We start from the raw sequence: 24,821 nt of genomic DNA on the forward strand, positions 1-24,821 counted from the left end.
ACCCTCGGGCCACATGGCGGCAAATGCATCCCCGTTCCTCATCCCCTCCCTTTTTTCCCATTGCCATCTGAGGCAACTCTGTGTATTTTTTATCAGACCAATCCAGTAAAAAAGACAGCCCACTCCTTGACTGCCAAGGCTTTTCGGTGTCATGCACGGCCGTTTTGCGCCCTGCGCGCAAAGGGTCCCGTCACGCACCGTCACCGTCGGCAACTTTTTTACGGTTTACGGGACATGACCGTTGGCAGGAGACATATGGACGTTCAAGAGCAAGCCCTGATTCTCGTGGTGGACGACGACCACCTCTTTTTCGAAAGCATGCAAAGCCTCATCACCCGCATGGGGCACCGGGCCATTGAGGCGGGGAGCCTGGCCGACGCCCATGCCTGCCTGGGCACAGAGGACGTGGACATCGTTCTTCTGGACCTGTTTCTTCCCGACGGGCTGGGCATCGACCACATCGAAGGGTTCCGGCAGAGCGCATCATGCCCCGAGCTCATCATGGTCACCGGCAAAGGGGACCCGGATTCCGCCGGGCAGGCCATCAAAAAAGGGGCCCTGGATTACCTCGTAAAACCCTCGCCGGTACAGGCCACCCGCCTGGCCATCTCCCGTGCCCTGACCCACCGCAAGACCATCCGCGACTACCAAAGACCCCAGCTCAGCCTGGACACCGTCATCGGACAGAGCGCTCCCATCCGCCGCTGTTTCGACATGGTGGCCCGTGCCGCGGGATGCCACTCCGGGGTACTCATCACCGGAGAGACCGGCACGGGCAAGGAACTCTTTGCCCGCACCATCCACGACAACAGCCCGAGAAAGGACCACCGGTTTGTCACCGTGGACTGCGCGGCCCTTACCGAGACCCTGGTGGAAAGCACCCTCTTCGGCCACAGCAAGGGGGCCTTTACCAGCGCGGACCAGGACCGCACCGGCCTGGTCAAGGCCGCCCACAAAGGCACCCTTTTCCTTGATGAGATCGGCGAGATGCCCCTGGCCCTGCAAAAGAGCTTTCTTCGGGTGCTCCAGGAAAAACGGTTCCGACCCGTGGGCAGCGCAACCGAAGAAGAGAGCGATTTCCGCCTCATCGCCGCCACCAACCGGGACCTCTCCCGCATGGTGGAGGAGGGGCGCTTCCGGCGGGACCTGCTCTTTCGCCTGCGCGCCTTTACCCTGGACCTGCCCCCTTTGCGCAGGCGCAAAGAGGACCTCATGCCCCTGGCGGCTCACCACGCGGCAGGGCTCGCCACGCGCTACGCTGTCGGTGAAAAACAGTTCGAGCCCGGTTTCTTCGACCCGCTCATGCGCTGCCCGTGGCCGGGCAACGTCCGGGAGCTCTTCAACGTCATCGAACACGCCTTTTTTGCCGCCGGCGAGTGCCCCACCATCCGCATCATGGACCTGCCCCAGGAGATCCGCATCGAGCTGGCCCGCCTTGCCGTGTCCAGAGAATCCAATGCCCCGGACGAAAAATCCCCCGACACCGGGCTCAGCCACTTCTTCGCCGAAGAGGAGCCCTCCATGAAAGAGGCCAAAACCCGGCTTGAGCAACGCTACCTCAACGAGCTGGTCCGCTACGCCGAAGGGGATGTCCGACGCATGCTCGACATCTCGGGCCTGTCACGCTCCCACCTCTACGCCCTGCTCAAACGCTTTGACCTGACGCCTCACCTGAAAAAACAATAAAAAAACCCCCGCATCCACAGGGGTACGGGGGTTTCCATGTTTTACCAAATCATCTATGTACCGAAGGATCGGCTTATCCGGCAAAGTAGTGGTCCACCTGCTCGGCAGCCAGCCCCACGTAGCGAGCTGGGGTCAGGGCCTTCAGGCGGTCCTTGGCCTCTGCCGGGACTTTCTCCAGGGAATCAATGAAGGTTGCCAGCTCGGCCTCGGTGATGCGCACGCCCCGGGTCAGGGCCTTGAGTTTTTCGTAAGGGTTCTCTTCGCCGTAGACCCTCATGACGGTCTGGATGGGCTCGGCCAGGAGTTCCTGATTGGCGTCGAGATCGGCCAGAAGGGCTGCTTCGTTAAGCTCCATCTTGCCCAGGCCCTTGATGGTGTTCTTCATACCGATGATCACGTACCCGAAAAGGGCACCCATGTTGCGGAGAACCGTGCTGTCGGTAAGGTCCCTCTGGAACCTGGAGTTGAGGAGCTTAACCGCCAGGTGGTCCATCATGGAGATGGCGACCCCCAGGTTGCCCTCGCTGTTCTCAAAGTCGATGGGGTTGACCTTGTGGGGCATGGTGGAAGAGCCCACTTCGCCGGCCACGGTCTTCTGCTTGAAGTAGCCTAAGGAGACGTACCCCCACATGTCGCGATCCAGGTCGATAATGATAGAGGCGGCCCGCACCATGGAGTGAAGGGCCTCTGCGATGTAGCTGTTGGGGTTGATCTGGGTGGTGTAGTACAGGGGGCTGATGTGGAGGTAATCCCTGACGAAGCGCTCCCCTGCCGCGATCCAGTCCACCTCGGGGAAGGCTGCGGTGTGGGCGTTGTAGCCACCGGTGGCACCGTTCATCTTGGCTCCGATATCCACGGAGGCGAGGTTGTCCATCTCCCGGCGGATGCGCCAGGCAAAGTTCACCAGCTCTTTGCCCACGGTGGTGGGGGTGGCGGGCTGCCCGTGGGTACGGGACATCATGGGCTTGTCGCGCCATGTTTTGGCCATGGTCTCCACATCGGAAAGAAGGTCTTTCATCACGGAAAGGACCTCTTCGCGCCCCTTTTCGATCATCAGGGCGTAGGCGGTGTTGTTGATGTCGTCGGAGGTGCAGGCAAAGTGGGTCCACTCACGGATATCGGCCAGGCCCTTTTCGTCGAGCTTCTCTTTGATGTAATACTCAACGGCCTTCACGTCATGGTTGGTGGTGCGCTCGATCTCCTTGACACGCAGGGCACCCTCCTCGCTAAAGGAGTCGGTGATCTCGCGAACCGCTGTCTTCCACTCCCCTTGGGGGGAAGCGAATTTCAGGTCGTCGATGATGAATTCCAGCCACCTGGCCTCCACCAGCACGCGGTGACGAATCAGTCCGTACTCCGAAAAGATGTCCCGGAGCGATTCGGTGAGTCTTTTGTACCTGCCGTCAAGAACGGTCAATGCCTTCACTTGATCCATGGTGCGTTGTCCTGTTGTGGTGTTGTTGTTTGGGAATACTCGATCCGTTCATGGCAACCATGGGTCGGGCCATGGAACCTCTTTGCGATGACAGGGTGATCGTTTTCGAGCCTGCTGCCGGGGCTGATGTTTTACGCCTGAAGCTTTAAAATTATGCGGGATGTCCTATCACAGGATGCGGGGGGGAGACAACCGGTTTCAGCCCGGAGAGGTCAGTCGTCAAGGCAGCTCTCCTTGAGTTCCCGCCAGAAACGGCGGCTGCGAAGGGCAAGCTCCTCTTTGTCCCGGCAGAGATGGGGCAGGCCCAGTTCCACGGTGACGGAGCTTTCCACCCAGACGGAGAGATCCACCTGGAACACAAGCTCCCCGTTGTGGGCGGCAATGGCCACATCCTCCACGTCAAAGGACCGAAGGGACAGGCCATGGGCCAGAAGCCCCTGGAGGGCTTCTCCGTCCAGCCCTTCCCGGACCCTTTCAATCATGGCCTCTTCGCCTATTTTTATTTCAGCAGGATCTGCTGCCGCGCCCATCTTCCCTCCTTGACTCACCGACCTCCCCCATGGAAGCCGTTTTCTTACCCGTGGCGACTGCACCACAGCCCGAGCGACCGGCCCCTCACACGTGAGGAGTCCTCCTTTACGTATCGGAGCCCGGCCATCTTCCTTGAGGGCTCCACCAGAAAACCACACTTGAAAAATGAGGTCAACTCTGTTAACCCCTTTCCAGTGAAAGGCCCGTCACTCAACGCAATTGCAAATTTCAGGCAACCGGGAGAAAGAGCAGTGCTTCACATTGGATACCTCAACCTCTCCTCCCATGGGACCCTGCACCAGATGATCCTTTCGGATCCCTTTCTCTCCGAGCATCTTCGCCCCATCAAATCCGGCAGTACCCGGCGCATCGCCAGGGGCATCCTCAAAGGATGGCTCGACGGCGGCCTGCTTCCCCTCCCCTTTGCCCACGTGCTGGCACGATGGCAGGAGGGAATCTGCGTTCTGGCGGCCGTCCAGAACACGGGAAGCGCCCTTGTGACGCCCGGCGCAACGCCCCTTCAGGACATCCGGGACCTTGCCGGCACCCGCATGCTCTTCTCCTGCATCGGCTCCATGGAGTACCTCCTGGCACATCGCCTCTTCCGGGAGTGCGGCCTTGCCCTGAGTCCCGATGCAGGCCCCGATGGAATCCAGGCAGAGCAGATGGCTCCGGAGATGATCCCGGATGCCCTGCGGTTCAACCCCAGTGGCGCCATCGGCGCCGCCGTGCTGGAAGAACCCTCCCTGTCGGCCATGCTGGAGGAAGGCAGCACCAGCGAGCTCATGCAGTGCCGGGACCTCTGGCCCGAATACACCGGCGCGGTGCTGGTGGTAAGAAACACCGAAGGGGCCTCCAGGGCAGAGCTCCTGGAGCGGCTGGCAGGGGCCCTTATCAACAGCCGGCCCCACCCGGACGCCCCCGATGCTCCGAGGCTTATCCCCCCCTGTCGGGCTGACTTTCTCACCACAGGACGTTACCTGGACAGTGAACAGCTCTCCCCCATGATTGCCTCCCTTCTTTGAGAGAATTTTTTCCCGGGGCTTTTTTTGGCCTGTCGCCCCAAAAAAGGCTTAAATATTCCATAAAAAGTGACGATGGTATAGAAAAGTTGACCTGGTTTGGTTGGAAAAGGAGACATAAATGTCTATCGATATGGATATGAACATATTGGCAGTGGATGACTCCGGAACCATGCGTGTGATGTTCCGGCAGTACCTCGAAAAAGCGGGTTTCACGAAAATCTCTCTGGCTGTAAACGGAGTGGATGCCCTTGAAAAACTCGAAAACGAAGGGCCCTTTGATCTCATCATCAGCGACTGGAACATGCCCACCATGGACGGGCTGGAGTTGCTCAAAGAGGTCCGCAAACGCGAGGCGCTGAAAACGATTCCCTTTATCATGGCAACGGCCCAGGGTGACAAGACCCAGCAAGAGGTCGCCCGCGAGGCCGGAAGCAACGGCCACGTGCCCAAGCCCTTTGATGAAGTGGAACTCAAAAATGCCATTGAAAAGGCCTTTGCACCCGCAGAGGAGACCTCATCCGCAGAAAAGCACACCCCCGAGATCCGAGACGGGAAGGTGGTGATCCGCCTGGGCCACATCCAGATCACCGACCACCTGGCCTTAGGTATCCTCAAGCACTGGATCGACACGGGCGAGGTCAACCCCGAGCGATTCATCCTTGAGACCGATCGCCTCCCCGGATGGAACCCGGTTCAGGAAAAGCTCGAAACCGGCGAAGTTTCCGGCGCCATGGTACTGGCCCCCATCGCCATGGACCTGTATGCCTACAACGTGCCCATCAAGCTGGTGCTCTTTGCCCACAAAAACGGCAGCGGGTTTGTCCGCAGCTCCCGGTACGAAGAGGGCCCCTACAGCGACAAGGCGGACTTCTACAAATATAAGGTGGTGAACATCCCCCACAAGATGTCCATCCACAACATGCTGGCCCACAAGTACCTCACCGGCCTGGGCCTGAAGCCCGGCGTTCCCGGCCAGAAGGCCATCAACGTTCGCTTTGAGGTGGTTCCGCCGGTAAAAATGCCCCCCATCATGAAAGAGGACGAGTCCGTAGGGGGCTTCATCGTGGCCGAGCCCATCTGCACCCGGGCCGCCTCCTCCGGCTTAGGCTCCATGGAGTTTGTCTCCGGCGGCATGTGGCCCGACCACCCCTGCTGTGTTGTGGCCCTCAGGCAGGAGCTCATCGACACGGCCCCCGATGCCGTCCAGGAACTCACGGACCTCCTGGTCAAAGCCGGACGCTACGTTTCGGAAAACAAAAAAGGCGCCGCAGAGATAGCCCTCTCCTTCCTGGACCCCGAAGGCAAACTGGGCCTCTCCCTGCCCGTCCTCCTCCAGGTCCTTGGCCAGAAGAACGGCATCACCATGGACGACCTCTACCCCTCCATCGAAGACCTCGACAAAATCCAGAACTACATGTACCACGACATGGGGATCGGCAAGCTCATCGACCTCAACAAGTTCGTGGACCTGCGTTTTGCCGACAAGGCCACGGGCCGGGGAGACGCCGCCTCCGGCGCCGCCTGATCCCGCGCACAAAAAAGCCCCGCACCGTTATGGTTGCGGGGCCGAATCATCGATTCACCCTCAAGGAACGGGGCTTGCCCCGCGGATGCACACCGCGGGTCAGGCCCCGTTCTTTTTTTGCCGTCTTCTGCGGGAACGAATCGCCCCCTGTGCTTTCCGTCATCCAGGCATGCGACAGGCGCCTGACCGACCATAAAACAACCCAGTCAGGTACAAACACCATCGAGTCCCTGTGTCGTCAACCCCGGAGGGCGCGACCAGGACTTGCCCTTCCCTCTTCAAAGGCAGGCCCCACCAGGAGCCGGACGCTTGTGACCAGATCCTTCATGGAGACGGGTTTCTCCATCACGGCGTCAAAATGCCGGGCATCGACCTGCCAGGGGGTTCCCGACACGCCGATGATGGGGATCACCCCCTTTTCCGACCGGCGGATATACTCGGCCACACCGTTTCCGCTCATCCCCCCCATGATCAGGTCTGTAATCACCAGGGCGTAGTCGCCGTTTTCAAACATGCGGATGCCGGTCTCTCCGCTGGCCGCCGTGTGGACCCGGTACCCCTGACGCTTGAGCATCAACCGATACAGGTTCAAGAGGGCCTCATCATCATCAATCACGAGAAGTGATACCATGCTCACCCCGTTGCAAGGAACAACGTAGAACAACCGTTTATGTTATAAACTGAATACCACTTAAAAAATCAATGTTTTCGACATGTTTACAAGTATCACACAAACAGGAGCGAAAAGCAAAAGAAATATACGGATCTCCCGCGACAACCGGGCATCCCGGCGATCAGTGCCTCTTCCCGGCAGGGGCGGCCCGCACGGCGGCGGGCCCCTGCCCTAAGCCTTTAACCCCGTGTCAGAAAAGCGCGGGCGTTGGCCTGCATCTGCTCGAAAGCCGACTCGGGAAGGCCCGCCCCTGCGATGACGATACGGGCAAAGGCCTCGTCAATGAGATCCCCAGGGGAGTGGCTGTCGGTGTCGATGACCATGGAGGCACCTGCCTTGAGCGCCTTCTGGGCCACATGGCCGTTGGTAAGGCTGTGGCCGCCGCGGGCCGTGATCTCCAGAAGCACCCCGTTGGCAGCGGCCAGGGCCGCTTCCTCGTCGGTGATGAGCCCCGGATGGGCCAGGACATCCACTTTCGCTTCAATGGCTGCGCGGTTGGTGCCCGGAGCCACAGGCTCCACAACGGTCTCCCCGTGGACAACCACGATGCGGGCCCCCAGCTTACGGGCCAGGGCCGCTGCTTCGGCGATATGGGCCGGGGGCACATGGGTCAGTTCGATACCGGGGACCACTTCAATGTCCATCACGTCGTTGAGCCTGTCGGCCACGGCAACGATACGGGGAACGATGTGGTCGATGTTGGACAGGTCACCGTGGTCGGTGATCCCCAGGGCGGTAAGCCCCTTGGCTTCGGCCCGGCGGGCCAGCTCCGAAGGCACGAGGACGCCGTCGCTGAAAAAGGTATGGGAGTGAAGATCGATCATGGTCGCAGGGCTCCTTCTCACGGGTACTCAGGTTGCCCCGCCTCGTGACAAAAGCGGGGGACAGGACAATACCCATACCACGTCAGGTGGGGCATTTCATGGAAAAAATGCCCCGGCCCGCGGTCGGACCGCCCTACACTTTGTATTTGCCGAAGTCCTCGGGTGACAGCCCCTCCAGGTATTCTGCCCAGCGTTTCCCCTCACTGGTCTCGTCGGCCACCTCCACAGACTCCGACTCCTTGCGCGCCTCTTCCAGCACATGGTCTTCCACGAAAATGGGGGCGCGGAACCTTACGGCCATGGCAATGGCGTCGCTGGGGCGTGAGTCCAGCTCAAAATGCTGCCCGCCGGCTGTAAAGATAATGCGTGCGTGATAGGTATTCTCCACAAGATCGGACACCACCACCCGCTCCACGGATGTATCGGTGTGACTCAGGAACTGACAGAAGAGATCGTGGGTGAGCGGACGCTGGGTGGGGGTCTCCTGGAGACCGAAGACAATGGATGAGGCCTCGAGAAGGCCGATCCAGATGGGTAGAAGCCGTCCATCTTTCTCGGACTTGAGCACCAGGACAGGGGTCCTGGTGATCTTGTCCATGGAGATGGAGGCAATGGTCATTTCGTGTGTCATGGTTCACCTCCCTTGGGCGAAGCAAAAAAACATCGCTTCGCTTCGGTGCCGCCCGAAACCGGGCGGCGGGGGTTGGACCCGACAACATCACTCATGGCCGGGTCAGATGCCATGAACCGTTAACCGCACGTAAAACGCTTAGACCAGCACCCCCCTTAATGAGTGCGGCAATCCTTCTTCAATATAAACCGGAACCACCTTTCCCACAAGGTTTGCATCGGAACCCTCTTTGGCGGCGGTAAAGTTCACCACCCGGTTGCAGGAGGAGCGTCCTGTCCACTGCAGGCCCCCCTTCCCCTCTTTGCGCCCCTCCACGAGGACCTCTACGGTGGTGCCCGCATAGGAGAGGTTGCGCTTTTCCGAGAGCTCTTTTTCAAGGTCCAGAAGGGCTGCCAGACGACGGCTCTTGTCCTCTTCGGAAACCTTGCCCTCGTAGCCCACGGCCGGGGCATTGGGGCGATCCGAGTACTTGAAGGCAAAGATTCCGGAAAAACCCACGGCCCTTACCAGATCCAGGGTCTCGGCGAAATCCTCCTCGGTCTCTCCGGGGAAGCCCACGATCATGTCCGAGGTAAGGGCGATATCCGGCCGCACCTCTTTCAAGCGCTCAATGCGCTGCATGTAATCTTCCCGGGTGTATTTTCGGTTCATCTTCTTGAGCACAGCGTTGGAACCGGACTGCACGGGAAGATGGATGTGGTTGCAGAGCTTTGGCAGATCCCGGTAGGCTTCCACCAGGCCAGGGGAAAGATCCTTGGGATGGGAGGTGGCAAAACGGATGCGTTCCAGATCCTCCACGTCGCTTACGCGGCGGAGCAGCTCGGGAAAGTCGCAGAGGTCCTCTTTCTTGCCGTAGGAGTTCACGTTCTGACCCAGCAGGGTGATCTCCCGTGCGCCCCGGGCCACAAGCTCCGTGACTTCCTGCACGATGGCATCGGGATCCCGGCTCTCTTCCCGTCCGCGCACGTAGGGCACGATGCAGTAGGAGCAGAAGTTGTCGCACCCCCGCATGATGGTGACAAACCTGGAGACCTCCACCTCGGCGTCCATGGCAGGGGTCGGGATCTCATCGGCCACGCCCATGGTCATCTCCACATCCACCACGGGAATCCGGTCGTATTCAAAGGCCTTCACCATGGCCGCTAGGCGGGCGTAGGCACGGGTGCCGAAAACAAGATCCACGTAGGGCATGCGCCTGAGAATGGCGGCCCCTTCCTGCTGGGCCACGCAGCCCCCGATGGCAACGATGAGTTCCGGGTTCTTCTTTTTCAATGCTCGCATCCGGCCCAGGAAGCTGAAGGCCTTTTCTTCGGCTTTCTTCCGGACGGTGCAGGTGTTGACGATGACCAGATCGGCATCTTCCACCTCGTCGGTGGGAATGTACCCCAGGGGTCTCAGCACTTTTTTGAACATCTCCGAGTCGTAGACGTTCATCTGGCATCCGATGGTGTATATATATACGCACTTCATATTCATTCTGGTTTCTTTACCTCTTGAGGGACACCCCTTGCGGGGCCCCTGATCACTTCGCATTGCAGGCTCAAAGGCGCTCTTGGCTATCCGGGGCCTCAATCTCTTCCAGGCAAACCGTGCCCTCAAAACTCTCAAGGACCTTCTCCACCTCGTCCTCGCACCCCGGCGCTATGCGGAGCACGATGATGTCCCGGTCCCTGTTGACAGTGGTGACCACCACCAGGTTGTCCAGGGCCTCAAAGGTGTACTTCACAAAGACGATATCCCCTCGCCTGAGCCTGAAATATCTTTCAATGCACCCCACTTGCGCTCCTTACCTTTCATGACGGGCTCTTGTCGGCCTTCGGCCCGCGGGCCGAAAAACCAAACCATTGGAAAACGTTATCCTTTACCACATCGGTTTCCCCGGTACCACCCCTTTGTACACGCCGCCCCTTTTCGAAACCCTTTGAACCCTCCCGGCGGATGGTGTATGGTCTCCCCAACCGACGGAAAAAGCCCGCCCTCCTTTCGGGGAGACCGCCCATGCAGCCACCTCGATGCGATTGGCGTAACGCTCGCCCGGCCTGTGCCGAGGCGCCGTTTCACCCCATCCGGACATGTCCGATTCACCAGAGACACAATGTATGCACACAGACTGGACCACCACCGACATTGACGCCTCCCGGGCCAAAGACCTGGGAGAAGCCCTCGGGGTCTCCCCCGTGACGGCAGGCCTCCTCCTGGCAAGGGGCCACGACACACCGGAAACCGCCCGGGCCTTTCTTGCCCCGTCCCTTTCGGGGCTCCGCCCGCCCCAGCGGCTGCACGGCATGGAGACGGCCGTGGCGCGCCTGGTCCGTGCTGTCACCCAAGGGGAAGTGATCTTCATCTGCGGCGATTACGATGCCGACGGCATCACCTCCACAGCCCTTCTGGTCCTCTTCCTGAGAAGCGCCGGAGCCCGTGTGGCCTGGCACCTTCCCCACAGGGTGGACGACGGGTACGGGTTCCACCCGTCCCAGATCACCGACCACGCGGTCCCTGCCGGTGCCCGGGTCATCGTCACCGTGGACTGCGGCTCCACCTCCTTTGACGCGGTGGATGCGGCCAAGGCCCATGGCATCGACGTCATCATCACCGACCACCACACCACCGGAGAGGCGCTCCCCGAGGCCCTGGCCGTCATCAACCCCAAGCAGCCCGCCTGTGAATCGGGCATGGAAAACCTGGCAGGCGTGGGGGTTGCCTTTTACCTTGCCGCAGCCCTGCGCACCGCCCTGCGCGCTGCGGATCACTGGAAAAACGGGGAAGAGCCCAACCTCAAGGCCCTCTGCGATATCGTGGCCCTGGGCACCGTGGCCGACATCGTCCCCCTCACCGCCGAGAACCGCATCCTCACCCGGGCCGGCCTGGAGATGATCAACCGGAGCGCACGGCCCGGCATCGCGTCCCTGCTCACCGCAGCCAAAGCCAACAAGGAGACCGTGGACTCCGAGGACATCGCTTTTCGCCTGGCTCCACGGATCAACGCCGCGGGCCGTATGGACCATGCCCAGACAGGCCTGGACCTGATGCTGGCTCCCAGCAAAGCCCAGGCCGCGCCCATCGCTAAAGAGCTCTGCCGCCTCAACAGCCATCGTCAGGAGACCGAGGCCCGCATCTTCGACGAAATCGTCGCCTACATCGAGGAGAGCCCGGCCCTGCTGGAACGAAAGGCCCTGGTCCTGGCCAACAACGGCTGGCACCCCGGGGTCCTGGGTATCGTGGCCTCCCGCGTGGTCCGGGAGTACGGCAAACCGGCCTTTGTCATCTCCGTGGACGAGCGCGGCATCGGCAAAGGCTCCGGCCGCAGCATCCCCGGGGTGGACCTCTACCAAGCCCTTTCCGCCACCGCCGAGACCCTGGAGCGTTTCGGGGGGCACCGGCAGGCCGCGGGACTCCAGCTCAAAGCAGATCGCATCCGGGACTTTCACCGACAGCTCGAATCCCACCTGGCGACGGCCACCACCCCGGAGGACTACGTCACCGCCACCCCCGCCGACGCCCGGCTGCCCCTCTCCGAGATCAGCCCGGAGCTCATCGACGAGCTTGAGTCGCTGGCCCCCTTTGGCGAAGGCAACAGGGAACCCCTGTTCATCGCCGAGGATATCAGGGTCCTCTCCTCCATGGAGGTGGGGCGCTGCCACCGACGGTACGTCCTGGCCGCCGAGGGCAACCCCCACCTGGCCAAATGCATGGCCATCCGCTTCAATCACCCCGGGGGGCCTCCGGAAAAACGCATTGCGCGCTGCCTCTATTCCCTGCGCTGGAACAGGTGGAACGGCGGCAAGAGCCCGCAGATGCAGATCCACGACATGGAATCCTGAGCCCTGAAAAGCCCCTGTTTTCAAGCCTTGAGCCCGTTCGGCAACCCTGCCGAACGGCCCGACAATTCCCTTGATTTCTTCAGGGATGAAAGCTATGATCCTTGTGCCGAATCCATCAGGAGCCGCTACGTTACCGGGCCCGTGGACCAAGCCCGCCCGGATGCCCTAACGGGTGGCTGCGCGTACTGCGCATCCCAGCTTTGCCCGGCCCCTGCAAGGGCCTGCGCCCGAGAGCATCTGCAACACAGTAAATTCATGATGGCTCCGCGCCCCCGGACAGCGTGCCTTCGCCCGCGCCATCGCTACCCCATCGGATCCATCAACCATAGACAGGAGGGTGAATGGGAAAAGTATTCCGAACAAACAACAAGGAGTCCATGCTCCTTTCGCGCATAGAGTCGTCCAAGGAGAAAGAGCGGCGCATTTCCATCGAAACCGCCCGCGACAACCTTGAACCCATGAGCAATGCCATTTCCCAGAAACTCGTGGAAAACAGCCTTGTGGAGACCACAAGCAAGAACTCCCTGCAGGAACAGATCGAAAAAAAGCTCGAAAAGCTGGTCAAGCTCGATGATTTCGAGATCGACTACCAGATCGCCCCGTTCCGGGAGCTCGTGCAGAATCCCAATGTCATCAGCCTGGTGGTCACGGCCTTTGTCTTGGAGACCCTCATCGACCACAAGGATGTCATCGACATCTACGGCTCTGACGACGAAATCTATCACTGCATCAACACCCAGGTCCAAAAATTCATGCCCAATATTTAATTACCGGAAAGACGGGCCCCCGATTTTTGCACAAAAAAAGCCGATCCACATCGCCTTCGGACGATGTGGATCGGCTTTTTGTTTTGTTAGGGCATAGCCCTTAAGCGATGCGCAGTGAGCTTAACCCTGCTTTTTCGAAGAAGAACCGCTGTTCACCGAAGGCAGGCTTGAGCCCGTCGAGCCACACGGCCTTTTCATCGTACTCGGCAAAGAAGAGCTTGTTGACCCACTCGGGGTCCCGCGCCTGGATGAACTTCAAGGCAAGGAGCTTCTGCCCCCCTACCTCGGCGATGCCATCCACAAGCACCTTGCCGGGGGTCGCGCTCATGGAGGGGCCCCTCACGGTACGGGCCAAACCCGACACCTTGCTGTAGGCCTCTGTGAAGATCTGGTACGCCTCGGCCAGGGGCACGCTGAAGTACTCCTTGGGCCCGGTGTCCCTCTCCACGAACATGTAATAGGGAATCGCCCCCAAAGAGACCTGTTTTTCCCACATGGCACGCCACACTTCGGGATCGTCGTTGATGTGACGAATCAGCGGAGCCTGACAGCGGATGTTGGCGCCGGTGGAAAGGATGCGTGAAATCGCGGCCTGAACAGCATCCGTCTCCAGCTCTCTGGAATGGCTGAAATGGCTCATGATGGCAAGGTGGAAGCCGGCGGCAATGATTTCATCAAAGAGCGCCATGACGTCATCGGCGTCCTTGTCCGTCAGGAATCGGTAAGGCCAGTAGGCAAGGACCTTGGTACCGAACCGAATGGACCGAACGTTGCCGGGACGTTGCGTAAGAAGGGGCTCCACATAGCGACGCAGGATCTTGCTGGTCATGATAAGGGGATCGCCACCGGTGAACAGGACGTTGGTAACCTCGGGGTGGGCGTTGAGATAATCCACCAGGGCCTGGGGATCGCCGCAGGCGAACTTGAGATCATCCACCCCGACAAACTGGGCCCATCGAAAGCAGTAGGTGCAATACGCATGGCACACCTGCCCCTGGGTGGGGAAAAAGAGGACGGTCTCCTTGTATTTGTGCTGGATGCCGTTGATGGACTGGCCGAGATCACACTTGGGCACGTTGAGTTCCATCTGACCCGCGGGATGGGGGTTCATCTTCAGCTGAATGTTCCTGGCCGCTGCCCGCAGGGCCGCTTCGGGCTCACCGGCTGCGCATTTCGCGGCAAGGGCGTCGTAATCGTCGACGGCCATCATCCCCTTCTGGGGAAAGACCAGCTTAAAGATAGGATCCGCTTCCGGGTTGCTCCAATCGATGAGCTCGTCAGTCACATAGTTGTTTGCCCGAAAGGGCATCACGCGCGAAACGACCTGAATGGCGTCGTGAATCTCGGAGGGAAGCGCTTCAAACTGTGGAATTGTATCGATATTGCGGGTCGTAAACGCTTTATAGCTTTTGGGTTTGATTGTAAGTTTGCTCAATAGACCTCCTTATGCCTACTCTATTCCTGCGGAAGTTCGGAAGTTTATCCTCCTTTTTCTGTGTGTTAACGGAAATCAAACATAGTCGCTTAATGACTACCTCCCGTCACCCCGCAATTCATTTTATTTTTTCTCGTAAACGCCATAATATAATAAATTTTAAGGAATTTGTCAATTCCTCCGACCCATTGCCCCGCCATCGGCGGAAAGCCCTTTGCGACGCGATTCCCGGCGTCGCGAATCACCGACCCAACCGACCAGAAAACAAATAGCCCATCCCCCCTTTTCCGGAATCGGGCACAGCTTTAAACGGCGGCTTCACGGCAAAAATTGAGGCATACACCCCAGCCGGGTCGTTACGGGCGACCAGATGACGCCCAACTCTCAATGTCCTGATCTTATTGCTGGGAAAAACGGGTAACCCCTGCGGTCAGGGCAGGCACCTGAGGCACCTGCCCGTCAAAAAGAGCCCTGCAACGTGAACGTGGGCACGCACCCCGTTTTTCCGGCTAATCCCGTCGTTTTTCCAGGCGGGCCACCGCTTCGATATGAAAGGTGTGCGGAAACATATCCACGGGCTGGACCTCGCAGATCTCGTACTGAGCCTTGAGCATCTCAAGGTCCCGGGCCAGGGTGGCCGGGTTGCAGGAGACATAGACGATACGCTCCGGACTCAACTCGGCGACGCGCTGGACCACTTCCTTGTGCATGCCTGCTCGGGGCGGGTCGATGATCATCACATCGGGCTCCACATCCACCCCGGGAAGGGCCTCCCGGATATCGCCCAGCACAAACCGGCAGTTCTCCACCCCGTTTCGGCGGCAGTTCTCGTTGGCGTCCTCAATGGCGCTGGGCACGATCTCAAGGCCCGTGATCTCAGCCGCACCCTTGGAGAGCCAGATGGGAATGGTACCGGTGCCGCTGTAGAGGTCGATGACCCGCTCAGTGCCCGTAAGGCCTGCAAATTTTTCCACCGTGGCGTACAGAGCCTCTGCCCCTGGGGTGTTGGTCTGGAAAAAGGAGTTGGCCGAGATATTGAACGTGTAATCGCCCAGTCGGTCGGTGATGAAAGGCTGGCCCGCCAGGCATTTTTCGGTCTCCCCAACGGCCACCCCGGCCTTTCGGCTGGTGATGTTGTTGACCACGGAGGCCACCTCGGGAAATGCCGCCACAAGCTCGTCGGCCAGGGGCTGCACCACATCGGGGCGGTCTTCGGCCGTGACGATGTTCACCATCCAGCGGTCTTCGTGGTAGGAGTGCCTCAACATGACGAACCGCCAGAACCCTTCGTGGCTTCTCAGGCCGTAGACAGGCAGGTCCGACGCCTTGATGTACTGCCGCACCATATCCAGCAGGCGGTTTCCCGTCTCCGGCTGGATATGGCACTGCTTGATGTCGATGACCTTGCTGAAGGTGCCGGGGACATGGAGTCCGATGCCCAGCCCCTTTTCAATGTCGGGGTCGTTGAGCTCGTGCGGCAGCAGCCAGCGGCTGTCCGAGCAGGAGAACTCCATCTTGTTGCGGTACCCGAACAGATGCTTGGAGGGCAGGGTGGGGTGCACCGTCACGTCGTGGATATTGCCGATATGCCCCAGGGACTCCACCACGTGGTCGCGCTTGTAGGCAAGCTGCGTCTCGTAATCCAGGAACTGCCATTTGCAGCCGCCGCACCAGGAAGCGTATTCACACCGGGGTTCCACCCGGTTTTCCGACGGTTCCAGAAGTTCCAGCGTCCGCGCTTCGGCAAAACTCTTCTTCTTTTTGAAGACCCGCGCCCGAACCCTGTCTCCGGCCACGGCGCCGTCGATAAAAAGAGCCATGCCGTCCACCCTGGCAAGACCACGCCCACCGAAAGCCATATCGGTGACCGCTATGTCGACCACTTCACCTTTTTTTACCGCCATAATGCAACACTACCCTTGTTTGGCTTTCACAAAAGCCCTGAAAATTCCGATACTCAGACGAGCCCTCAGCAAATTTCGGGCACACGTCACCCTTTCGTACCGAGTGCGAAGCTGGATATACTATCCGATGTCATCAAATGTTGGCAAGTTTTTTCGATCCGAAAGGGATCGTGATGGGAACATCGAAGCAACGGGGAACCGAACAGCTCCCCAGAAAGGACACCTCACCGGGCCCCGGAAAAGAAGTGGTACAAAGGCCCGTGCCCTGAACCGAGCTGCCGGGATACGGCGCCCTTCAACGCGCCGGTAATATAGGATTTGGCCTGTCCGGCCGCCTCGGGAAGTGAGAGGCCCCGGGCAAGGTACCCGGCCAGGGCCGAGGCCAAAGTGCACCCTGTGCCGTGATCGTTTCGGGTTTCAATGCGGGGTCCTTCAAAGCGGGTCACCGCCCCGGTGGCCCCTTCCAAAAGAAGGTCCGGGCACACGTCCCCGCCAAAGTGCCCCCCTTTAAGAAGCACATTGGCACACCCCATGGCCACCAGCCTGCGGGCCGCCTCTTCCATACCGCCTGAAGAGCCGCCTTCAAGGCCGGTAAGCCGCTCGGCCTCGGGAATGTTGGGGGTCATCACCGTCACACGGGGCATGACATGGGTCACCAGGGCCCGGGGGGTCTCCCGGGCATTGAGCCCATGGCCGCTCTGGGCAGCCATAACGGGATCCAGAACCACCGGCACACCCTTGATCGTCTCAAGGATCTCCCCGACGACTTCGGCGTTCTCCGGGGTGCCCAGCATCCCGATTTTAACGGCGTCCACCCCCACATCGGAGAGGACCGCCTCCACCTGGGCCCGGACCATGTCCGGGGGAACCGGCATCACCCGGCTCACCCCCTGGGTATTCTGGGCCGTCACCGCAGTGACGGCGGTCATGGCATAGCAGCCCAAAGAAGACAGGGTCTTGAGGTCGGCCTGGAGACCTGCCCCGGCGCAGCTGTCAGAGCCTGCAATGGAAAGCACCCTGAGCGGCGTCATGGCAGCCGGTTCCCGGCGGCGTCGATGAGCCTGGCCTGCTTCTCGTTTTCACGGCGAAGCTTGTCGATCACCTTCTCATTTTCCGTCACCTGGTGCATGTACCCGTTGGTCTTCTCTTCAAGCTCTTTGACCTGGCGGTCCAGGGTGTCGATCTCACGGGTCAGGGATTCACACTTCCCCTCCAGGAGCTTCTCCCGGTCTTTCTTTTTTTCCAGGAGGCCCATGTAGCGGGTCCGCGTGTTCTCTTCGGCCTTGCGCACCACGCGGGCAGAGACCACCAGGTTCACCACTTCCATGGAGATCCCGAGGATAAACCCGTAAATCAACCCCTGCCGTCCGAAATGAGACGCCACGAGCAGGGCCAGCATTGTCGAGATAAAGACCATTGCGCACGTCCTGTCTGCTTGTACATGAGAATCGTGTTCGGCCCCCACCACCCATGAGCGGCATCCACGAAGTGTTTAACGACAGACCCTAGAGCCTGCAGGTCCTGATATCCGTCGCGATGACGCCCTTGGCGCCCACCTCCACCAGATGATCCATGATGGTGTTGAGATCCTTTTTGGGGGCCATGGCCTTGACGGCAAACCACCCTTCCCGCCTGAGGGGAGCCACGGTGGGGGCTTCGATACCGGGGGTCACGGCACAGGCGCTCTCCAGGGCCTCACCGGCCACGTCGTACTCCACCATGACGTACTGACGGGCCACCACAATGCCCTTGAGACGCTCGATGAACATCATCTCCTGGGAGGTGAGGCTCTCCTCACGGCCCTTGCGGGTCACCAGCACAGCCTCGGAGGACATGATGGCCTCACCGCTGATGCGAAGCCCGGCCTCGGCCATGGTACGCCCTGTCTGCACCACATCGGCAATGGCGTCGGCCACCCCGAGGTTGATGGAAATTTCAATGGCGCCGTCGAGTTTGATGATGGCCGCATCGATATTGCGACGCTTGAGATCCTGGCCCACAATGCCGGGGTAGGACGTGGCAATGCGCTTGCCATTGAACCCTTCCGGGGTCAGCAGGCTCTCTTCGGGAACGGCGTAGCAGAACTTGGAACGGCCAAAGCCCAGGGGAAGCAGCTCATCGACTTCGGACTCGCTGTCCATGGCCAGGTCCCGGCCGGTGACGCCCAGGTCAATGATCCCGCTCTGCACGTAGACCGCAATGTCTCGGGGGCGCAGGAAGATGAACTCCACCTGGTGCTCCACATCCGTGACCTTGAGTTCACGGCTGTAACGGCGGCAATTGTACCCGGCTTCGGAAATGAGGGCCCGGGACTCTTCAGACAGGGATCCTTTGTTGGGAAGTGCTATTTTCAACATCTGACGGTTTTCCTTAACTCAACTGACGTGATGCGCTCCGGCGGGCGGAAAGGCCATCACAGGTATTTGTAGACATCCTCCAGTTCCAGGTCACAGGCAATCATCATCACCTGGAGATGGTAGAGGAGCTGGGAAATCTCTTCGGCAGTCTTCTCCTTGCCTTCGTACTCGGCGGCCATCCAGACCTCACCGGCCTCTTCGATGACCTTTTTTCCGATGGCGTGCTTTCCCGCATGGAGCTCCTTGACGGTCCCGGAATCAGGATCGCCGGCAGCCACTTTCTTCTTCAGCTCCGCAAAGAGCTCTTCAAATCGTTTCATGGAGTGTATCTCGTGGTCTGTTGTCATGATGATGCGCGTGAAAAAGGCCGGAACACGTCCCGGCCAGCGCATGGGGGGACGGGCATTCAGCACACATTCTCCGCAGTCAGCCGCCACGATCATGGCGCCTGAGGGGCTCTTTCCCCTGCGGATTCCGGCAAATTGAGACCATAGCACCTTTTTTCCCCAAACAAAAGGGGACGACCGCCCTTCGGGCAGCCCTCCCCTTATCGCTCAAAAAAGGTACCCGATGCCTCAAAAGAGGAACCGAGCATCACGGATCAGTAATTTGTATCCGCGTAGCCGACCCAGCCGCCCGCACCCACCAGGGCTCGGTCGAACTCGGAGATCTCAAAGGGAACCTCAAGGCTCTCGCCGTCTGCGGAGAACCGGAACACACCCTTTTCCAGGTCGGTGACCAGGTCGGTCTCCTTGCCGGCAAACCGGGCCATGAGATCGTCCAGGACCTCTGCGGGCAGCTCCACGGCCATCATGCCGCAGTTGAACATGTTCTGCTTGAAGATCCGGGCAAAGCTCTCCCCGATGACGATGTTGATGTCGTTCACCTCAAAGGCCCAGGGCGCGTGCTCGCGGGAGGATCCGCACCCGAAGTTGGCGCGGGTCACCACCGCGCCGGTGGGCGTAACATCCCTTTCCGGGGCAAAGCCTTCCAGCTCCAGGTCCTCCAGGAGGTAGGGTTTCAAGGCTTCCTTGGTGATCTCGGTGAGATACCGAGCCGGTATGATTTCATCAGTGTTGATATCGGACCGATCCAGAAACAGGACTTTTCCGTTGAATGATTTCATGGCTTACTCCCCGCCCGTAAAGATGTGTGAATTGGTGATAACGCCGGTAAGGGCCGTGGCCGCTGCCGACGCAGGGCTCATGAGGTGAACCATGCCGCCCTTGCCCATGCGGCCGTTGAAGTTGCGGTTGGTGGTGGAGGCACACACCTCGCCTTCGGCCAGGACCCCGTTGCTCATGCCCAGGCACGCCCCGCAGGTGGGGTTGGTCACACAAAAACCCGCGTCCATGAAGATCTCGATGATCCCTTCTTTCAAGGCCTGCTTGTACACGGCCGGGGTCGCAGGAGAGACCACGCCGCGCACGCTCTTGTGGATGTGCTTGCCTTTGAGCACATCGGCGGCCACGCGCAGGTCTTCGATGCGACCGTTGGTGCAGGAACCGATGTAGACCTGGTCTACTTTTTCCGATGCCATCTCGGCGATGGGCTTCACCTGGTCGGGCTTGTACCCGAAGGTGGCCATGGGCACCAGCTCGCTCACGTCAACCACCATCTCCTCGGCGTACTCGGCGTCGGCATCGGCGGTAAAGGCGCTGTATGCCTCCAGGGCCGCCTCCTTCGAGGGGAACTCGTCCTTGATGAAGGGCCAGAGGTAAGAGACCGTGGTCATGTCCGGTGCGCAGATCCCGCAGGTGCCCCCGGCCTCAATGGCCATGTTGCACAGGGTCATGCGTGCCTCCATGCTCATGGCGGAGACCACCGGCCCGGTGAACTCAATGACGCGGTTTGTGGCGCCGTTGACCCCGAGCTTTCCGATGACGTCCAAGATCACGTCCTTGGCGTAGACACCGGGCTTCAGGTCGCCGGTGATGGTGACCTTCATGGTCTGGGGCGCGTGAAAGGCGCAGACGCCTTTTAAGATACCCACCTCCAGGTCCGTGGTGCCCACACCGGCGGCAAAGGCACCGAAGGCACCGTGGGTGCAGGTATGGGAGTCCCCCATGATGATGGTGTACCCGGGTCGCACAAACCCCTTCTCCGGGAAGAGGGCATGGCAGACGCCGTTGTCACCGATGTCGAAGAAATCGATGATCCCGTGGCGCAGGGCCCACTCGCGCAGGATCTTGCCCTGCATGGCCGTCTTGGAGTCCTTGGCCGGGGTCACATGGTCGATGACCGCCTTGATCTTGGACGGATCAAAAACGCGGTCCATGCCGCGGGCCTCAAGGTCCGTGATGGCCACGGGCGTGGTGATTTCATGGCAGAAAACCGCGTCCAGACGAATCACCTGGATGTCGCCGGACGGGTTGTCCACAAGATGCGATTCAAAAATTTTCTCCGCGATTGTCTTTCCCATATCTCCTCCGGAAGATGTCTGGTTCATATGCGATCTCTTATTTGTGTGAGGCCTGCCTGGGCGGTGAAACGATCCAGACAGCCTTCAGCGTCGCGTCGCCGCGATTCTTTAAAATGTGGGGTATGCGCGAGGCAAAGGAGACGGTGTCCCCCTTGGCCACGGTGTAGGTGTCGTCCCCGTAGAGAAGCTCGGCCTCTCCGTCAAGGATGATCCCGAACTCCCGGCCGGCGTGGCCGTACTCCAGGTCCCCGGTCTGGCCACCGGGCGCGACCTCCAGCATAAAGGCCTCCACCGTGTGCTCCCCGGGGATCTCCTCCCGCACGGAGAGACGGCTCATGGTCACCTGGCCGTCCCGGGTGACGCTGCGCTCTGAGGCACGGATGATATCGACCTTGCCCTTCTTGCGGTAATCACTGAACAGGTATTCGTAATCCACCCCCAGCACGTCGGCGATGGAGAGAAGGGTGTCGATGGACGGGGAGACCTTGTTGCGCTCAATCTGGGATACCAGGCTCTCGCTCACGCCGGCCCTGCCGGCCACCTGCTTCAGGGTAACACCCCGACGCTCCCTGACCGCCCGCAACTTGCCCCCGAATTGGTGTTTAGGCTCTGACTTTATCAATACTGCACCTCCTGAAGCATTTATAAAGTCACCCCGCACAACCTGTCAACCCTTTTCCGGGAAGATCCCATGCAAGGCCCTTAAGCTCCACCTGTTTCCGGTGCGGTTCAGCACCGCTTTTGACATGCCCGGCAGCCTTTGATTATAGTGTCAGATGCACACCGGGCAGCTCCCTCCGGGATCCCGCCCGCTGCTTAAGCCCTTTTTCAACCATGACCTTCATGCGCCCCGGGCGCACCCAACCCATCATGCGAGGCCCCCATGAACCATACCCATTACGCCCACCTGCCCCTGCCCGACACCCTGAAACCCTGCATCGACTTTCACGGGCACCTCTGCCCGGGACTTGTCTACGGCTACCTGGTGGCCGTGGAATCCCTTCGCCTTTTGGGCGAGGACCGCAGCCAAGACGAAGAGCTTGTGGCCATCAGCGAAAACGACGCCTGCTCCGTGGATGCCCTGCAGGTGCTGCTGGGCACCACGGCCGGTAAGGGAAACCTCACCATCACCAACATCGGGAAAAATGTGTACACCGTGTTTTCACGCCAGGCAGGCAAAGGCTTCCGGTTCTCGCGCAAGAGCACGTATGCCTATACAGGCCGGGACCCGGAGGTGTTTGAGGCGCTTGAGAAAAAGCTTGCGGAAGGGACCGCCACGGCAGATGAAAAAAAACAGCAGAAGCTCATGAAGACCGTGGACCTTCTCCAAAAGCCCGTGGGCGAGGTCTTTGAGATCACCGACGCCGCCATCCCCGAGCCGGCCTTTGCAGAGCTGGCTCCGTCTGTTGCCTGCGCCGTATGCGGCGAACTCACCATGCAGACCAAGATGGTCCGCAAGGGGGATACGCTCCTCTGCCGACCCTGCGCCGAAGGGGTGTAGTCACTGTTCAGCTCAAAAAAAAGCCCCGACGGCCCTGCCGGGGGAAACAGGCCTTAAGCCACTTTATTGAGACACGACCACGTCCACCAGGCGCCCTCACCCATCGTCTTGTCCTGGCTCCACACTTCCTGCCAGGTCAAGGATGGGGGTTCCCCCGGCGTGCCCCTTGGTCCGGTACCTGGAGACGCCCCGAAGCCGGGCGGCGGTCTCCTTGATGCGCTCCACCTGATCCGAAAACCGGTCCGCGGTTTCACGGAGGGCCTCGCCGCCCTCAAGCTCCCTTGCCTTGAGTTCCATGAGCTCCGCATACCCCAGGGCCGCCTGAAGGGGCTGGCTCAGCTCATGGCTGGCGGCCCCGGCAAGGGCCAGGGCCCCGGTGAGGCGCTCGGCCTCCATCAACGGCGTGATGTCTGTAAACACCGTGACAAACTGCTCGCCCCCGGCATGGAACACGTTGATGTAAAACCACATGTCCAGGGCATCTGAATACTCCTTGAGGGTTTTCCCTTCGCCGGTTTTCACCACCTCGGCAAAATGGGTCAGCCACCCGGACTCGTCCTGGTCCACCCCGGGAAACACCTCGGAAAGCCGCCTGCCCTCCACCGCGTTTTTATCCATGGAAAACATCGATTCAAAGGCAGGATTCACCGTCACATAAAGAAAATCCACGGGAAGCCCGGCCCCATCGTATATCATCTCCCCCATGGCGTAGGCGCCGGTCATGTTGTCAAAAAGGTTCCGGTACTTCTCCTCAATGCACTTCAGGCGCTCCATCTGAAGGGCCTGCTTCCGGGCCTCCCGCTCTTCATCGCGGTACCAGTGAAAGGCCAGCAGCAAAAGAATGGATGCGGCGGCCGAAAGGTTCACGAGTTTAGGAACCGTAATCTGTGCAGGGGCCATGAGATACGCCTCCACACCCGGCGGCAGCAGACCGGCCCGGGACGTGTGCACCATCCCGAAATAAACACTCTCAAACACGGAGCGCGCGGCATCGATGATCAGGATGACGTTCAAAAACAGGAAAAAACGCCCCTTCAGCTTAGGCGCCGCCGCCTTCCGAAGGAAAATTCCCAAAATCAGCAGCCACAAGACCACCGACATGAACGACAAAAACAGATGAAACAGAGCCGAACTCATCATTGCCACCTCCCATGAACTCCCCGTCGCCTTACAATCCACCCCGAAAACGATGCCTTCCATTTCTGTTCCCGCCATGCGGGGCAGTGGACATCGGGTGACCAATACAGTAACATAATCCGTAAGTCTGAAAAAACCCCACCCCTGCCCATGCGCCCCGAAGCCCCCTGCGGCTTCCCCCCTCCCCCTCTTACGTGCCACCCCCTTACCCAAGGAGATTCCATGGCCGTTGAAACATCCCTTAAGACCCTGGCCCGTTCCGTTTCGGACGGCTCCGGGCTGGCGCCGTCCGCCCTGCCCCGCCTCACAGACACCCTCTTCGCGGACAAAAACCTGCCCTTCTGGCACGCGTTGAAACGCCCCATGAAAGGCCTCCTCAGCGAAGAGCTTGCCCCACGTCAACTCGACGAGCTCACCCCCTCGCTGCAGGCCATGGGGGCCCTTCTGCTGGGCGCAGGCAAGGAAGAGACCGTGCCCTACGCCACGCGGCTCCTCAAGTCCCTGGACATCATCGAAGCAAACCGCCACCTCTTTTTTCGCCCCGACACCACAGCCGAAGAACGGATTGAACGCCTGCCCCTGTTTGCCCCCATGGCCGTGCTTCACCTGGCCATCCTGGGCCAGCTCCACGCCATGGCCTACGCCACCAGCATTCCCGGAGCAGCCTACCTCTGGTCCCTGTGCAACAGCACCGCCAGAACCTACGCAGCCTATGCAAGGCAGTCCGTTGCCGACGCCCTGGCCTGGCGAACCGAGCGGCTCCAGATCACCTGCACCCCCATGCGAAGCGCCGTGCCCGGAGGCCCGAACCTCCAGGTCACCTGTGTGGACACCCACACAGGCCATACCATCGTGGATCAGATGTGCACCGCCTACCCGGGCGTCATAAATACCCTGCTTCAGCGCACAGTGGACCAGGTGAGCCTCTACGAGGAGCAACTCCACTGGAAAATCGTCTTGTTCTGGGAACATGAAGTGCTGGATGTGTTGTCCGAATGGACCGATGAAAAGCCGGAAGAGGCTCGCCCCGCGCCCCGGGACCTGATCTCCGAGCGCCTGGACGACGCCCTCTTTTTGATCATGCAGGATATGGGCAATGCCATGGCGGGACTGAAGCCACCCTCTGAACAGAAGAAATAAACGTGCG

General features: G+C 60.1%; 24 protein-coding genes. 7 read left to right on the forward strand and 17 right to left on the reverse strand.

Translation table 11 applies throughout. The features are described from left to right. The first annotated feature begins 255 nt into the window (after positions 1-255). A complete protein-coding gene (locus MSL71_RS19510; RefSeq protein WP_180143674.1) occupies positions 256-1,686 on the forward strand; it encodes a sigma-54-dependent transcriptional regulator in 1,431 nt (476 codons plus the stop codon). Positions 1,687-1,759: 73 nt separating this feature from the next. Here MSL71_RS19510 and purB read toward each other — a convergent pair whose 3' ends face one another. Both purB and MSL71_RS19520 read right to left on the reverse strand, forming a co-directional pair. After that, positions 1,760-3,121: an adenylosuccinate lyase gene (gene purB / locus MSL71_RS19515; RefSeq protein WP_180143676.1), complete on the reverse strand. Its 1,362-nt coding sequence runs from the start codon at positions 3,119-3,121 to the stop codon at positions 1,760-1,762. A gap of 212 nt (positions 3,122-3,333) precedes the next feature. After that, positions 3,334-3,651 carry a hypothetical protein gene (locus MSL71_RS19520; RefSeq protein ID WP_180143678.1) on the reverse strand — a complete coding sequence of 106 codons (318 nt, stop codon included), beginning with the start codon at positions 3,649-3,651 and terminating at the stop codon, positions 3,334-3,336. 252 nt (positions 3,652-3,903) lie between these two features. Between MSL71_RS19520 and MSL71_RS19525 the strand changes: the two genes are divergently transcribed. Then, positions 3,904-4,677 (forward strand): ABC transporter substrate-binding protein, encoded by a 774-nt coding sequence (locus tag MSL71_RS19525; protein WP_180143680.1) that lies wholly within the window; start codon positions 3,904-3,906, stop codon positions 4,675-4,677. A gap of 118 nt (positions 4,678-4,795) precedes the next feature. Beyond that, positions 4,796-6,202 (forward strand): ABC transporter substrate-binding protein, encoded by a 1,407-nt coding sequence (locus MSL71_RS19530; RefSeq protein WP_180143682.1) that lies wholly within the window; start codon positions 4,796-4,798, stop codon positions 6,200-6,202. Between the two features lie 238 nt (positions 6,203-6,440). Here the strand turns inward: MSL71_RS19530 and MSL71_RS19535 are convergent, their stop codons facing one another. The 5 genes from MSL71_RS19535 to MSL71_RS19555 all read right to left on the reverse strand — a co-directional run bounded on the left by MSL71_RS19535 (position 6,441) and on the right by MSL71_RS19555 (position 10,107). Continuing rightward, on the reverse strand, positions 6,441-6,833 hold the full coding sequence (locus tag MSL71_RS19535) for a response regulator (RefSeq protein WP_180143684.1): 393 nt from the start codon (positions 6,831-6,833) through the stop codon (positions 6,441-6,443). Between the two features lie 221 nt (positions 6,834-7,054). Then, positions 7,055-7,699, reverse strand: a complete 645-nt coding sequence (locus tag MSL71_RS19540) for a histidinol phosphate phosphatase domain-containing protein (RefSeq protein WP_180143686.1) — start codon at positions 7,697-7,699, stop codon at positions 7,055-7,057. A gap of 133 nt (positions 7,700-7,832) precedes the next feature. Next, positions 7,833-8,330, reverse strand: a complete 498-nt coding sequence (locus MSL71_RS19545; protein ID WP_180143688.1) for a bifunctional nuclease family protein — start codon at positions 8,328-8,330, stop codon at positions 7,833-7,835. A gap of 138 nt (positions 8,331-8,468) precedes the next feature. After that, positions 8,469-9,863: a tRNA (N6-isopentenyl adenosine(37)-C2)-methylthiotransferase MiaB gene (gene miaB, locus MSL71_RS19550; protein WP_343052769.1), complete on the reverse strand. Its 1,395-nt coding sequence runs from the start codon at positions 9,861-9,863 to the stop codon at positions 8,469-8,471. 7 nt (positions 9,864-9,870) lie between these two features. Next, complete coding sequence (locus tag MSL71_RS19555; RefSeq protein ID WP_180143690.1) at positions 9,871-10,107, reverse strand: DUF4911 domain-containing protein; 237 nt, start codon at positions 10,105-10,107, stop codon at positions 9,871-9,873. A 322-nt stretch (positions 10,108-10,429) separates the two neighbouring features. Between MSL71_RS19555 and recJ the strand changes: the two genes are divergently transcribed. Further along, a complete protein-coding gene (gene recJ, locus MSL71_RS19560) occupies positions 10,430-12,151 on the forward strand; it encodes a single-stranded-DNA-specific exonuclease RecJ (protein WP_180143692.1) in 1,722 nt (573 codons plus the stop codon). A gap of 341 nt (positions 12,152-12,492) precedes the next feature. Beyond that, entirely contained in the window at positions 12,493-12,918 is a 426-nt protein-coding gene (locus MSL71_RS19565) for a hypothetical protein (protein WP_180143694.1), read from the forward strand. Between the two features lie 100 nt (positions 12,919-13,018). Here the strand turns inward: MSL71_RS19565 and MSL71_RS19570 are convergent, their stop codons facing one another. From MSL71_RS19570 to MSL71_RS19610, 9 genes are all read right to left on the reverse strand, one after another. After that, a complete protein-coding gene (locus MSL71_RS19570; RefSeq protein ID WP_180143696.1) occupies positions 13,019-14,353 on the reverse strand; it encodes a KamA family radical SAM protein in 1,335 nt (444 codons plus the stop codon). Positions 14,354-14,862: 509 nt separating this feature from the next. Next, the gene (rlmD, locus tag MSL71_RS19575) at positions 14,863-16,257 is read right to left on the reverse strand and encodes a 23S rRNA (uracil(1939)-C(5))-methyltransferase RlmD (RefSeq protein ID WP_180143698.1); all 1,395 of its coding nucleotides are present in this window, start codon (positions 16,255-16,257) and stop codon (positions 14,863-14,865) included. Between the two features lie 224 nt (positions 16,258-16,481). Beyond that, a complete protein-coding gene (thiD, locus tag MSL71_RS19580; protein WP_180143701.1) occupies positions 16,482-17,288 on the reverse strand; it encodes a bifunctional hydroxymethylpyrimidine kinase/phosphomethylpyrimidine kinase in 807 nt (268 codons plus the stop codon). Further along, positions 17,285-17,674 (reverse strand): hypothetical protein, encoded by a 390-nt coding sequence (locus tag MSL71_RS19585; RefSeq protein WP_180143703.1) that lies wholly within the window; start codon positions 17,672-17,674, stop codon positions 17,285-17,287. The genes thiD and MSL71_RS19585 overlap by 4 nt, the downstream gene beginning before the upstream one ends. An 88-nt stretch (positions 17,675-17,762) precedes the next feature. Beyond that, positions 17,763-18,614 carry an ATP phosphoribosyltransferase gene (hisG, locus tag MSL71_RS19590; protein ID WP_180143705.1) on the reverse strand — a complete coding sequence of 284 codons (852 nt, stop codon included), beginning with the start codon at positions 18,612-18,614 and terminating at the stop codon, positions 17,763-17,765. A gap of 56 nt (positions 18,615-18,670) precedes the next feature. Further along, positions 18,671-19,111: a phosphoribosyl-ATP diphosphatase gene (locus MSL71_RS26545; RefSeq protein WP_246317837.1), complete on the reverse strand. Its 441-nt coding sequence runs from the start codon at positions 19,109-19,111 to the stop codon at positions 18,671-18,673. Positions 19,112-19,215: 104 nt separating this feature from the next. Then, the gene (locus tag MSL71_RS19600; RefSeq protein WP_180143706.1) at positions 19,216-19,740 is read right to left on the reverse strand and encodes a 3-isopropylmalate dehydratase small subunit; all 525 of its coding nucleotides are present in this window, start codon (positions 19,738-19,740) and stop codon (positions 19,216-19,218) included. 3 nt (positions 19,741-19,743) lie between these two features. Further along, positions 19,744-21,036, reverse strand: a complete 1,293-nt coding sequence (locus MSL71_RS19605; protein ID WP_180143708.1) for a 3-isopropylmalate dehydratase large subunit — start codon at positions 21,034-21,036, stop codon at positions 19,744-19,746. A 37-nt stretch (positions 21,037-21,073) separates the two neighbouring features. After that, positions 21,074-21,658 carry a helix-turn-helix domain-containing protein gene (locus MSL71_RS19610; protein WP_218951085.1) on the reverse strand — a complete coding sequence of 195 codons (585 nt, stop codon included), beginning with the start codon at positions 21,656-21,658 and terminating at the stop codon, positions 21,074-21,076. Positions 21,659-21,919: 261 nt separating this feature from the next. Between MSL71_RS19610 and MSL71_RS19615 the strand changes: the two genes are divergently transcribed. After that, positions 21,920-22,537 carry an FmdE family protein gene (locus MSL71_RS19615; protein ID WP_180143977.1) on the forward strand — a complete coding sequence of 206 codons (618 nt, stop codon included), beginning with the start codon at positions 21,920-21,922 and terminating at the stop codon, positions 22,535-22,537. Between the two features lie 96 nt (positions 22,538-22,633). Here the strand turns inward: MSL71_RS19615 and MSL71_RS19620 are convergent, their stop codons facing one another. Continuing rightward, positions 22,634-23,677 carry a PAS domain-containing protein gene (locus MSL71_RS19620; RefSeq protein ID WP_180143710.1) on the reverse strand — a complete coding sequence of 348 codons (1,044 nt, stop codon included), beginning with the start codon at positions 23,675-23,677 and terminating at the stop codon, positions 22,634-22,636. 219 nt (positions 23,678-23,896) lie between these two features. Between MSL71_RS19620 and MSL71_RS19625 the strand changes: the two genes are divergently transcribed. Beyond that, positions 23,897-24,814 carry a hypothetical protein gene (locus tag MSL71_RS19625; RefSeq protein WP_180143711.1) on the forward strand — a complete coding sequence of 306 codons (918 nt, stop codon included), beginning with the start codon at positions 23,897-23,899 and terminating at the stop codon, positions 24,812-24,814. Positions 24,815-24,821 lie beyond the last annotated feature (7 nt).

Origin of the sequence: Desulfoluna butyratoxydans, assembly GCF_900699765.1 — a bacterium.
Taxonomy (GTDB): domain Bacteria; phylum Desulfobacterota; class Desulfobacteria; order Desulfobacterales; family Desulfolunaceae; genus Desulfoluna; species Desulfoluna butyratoxydans.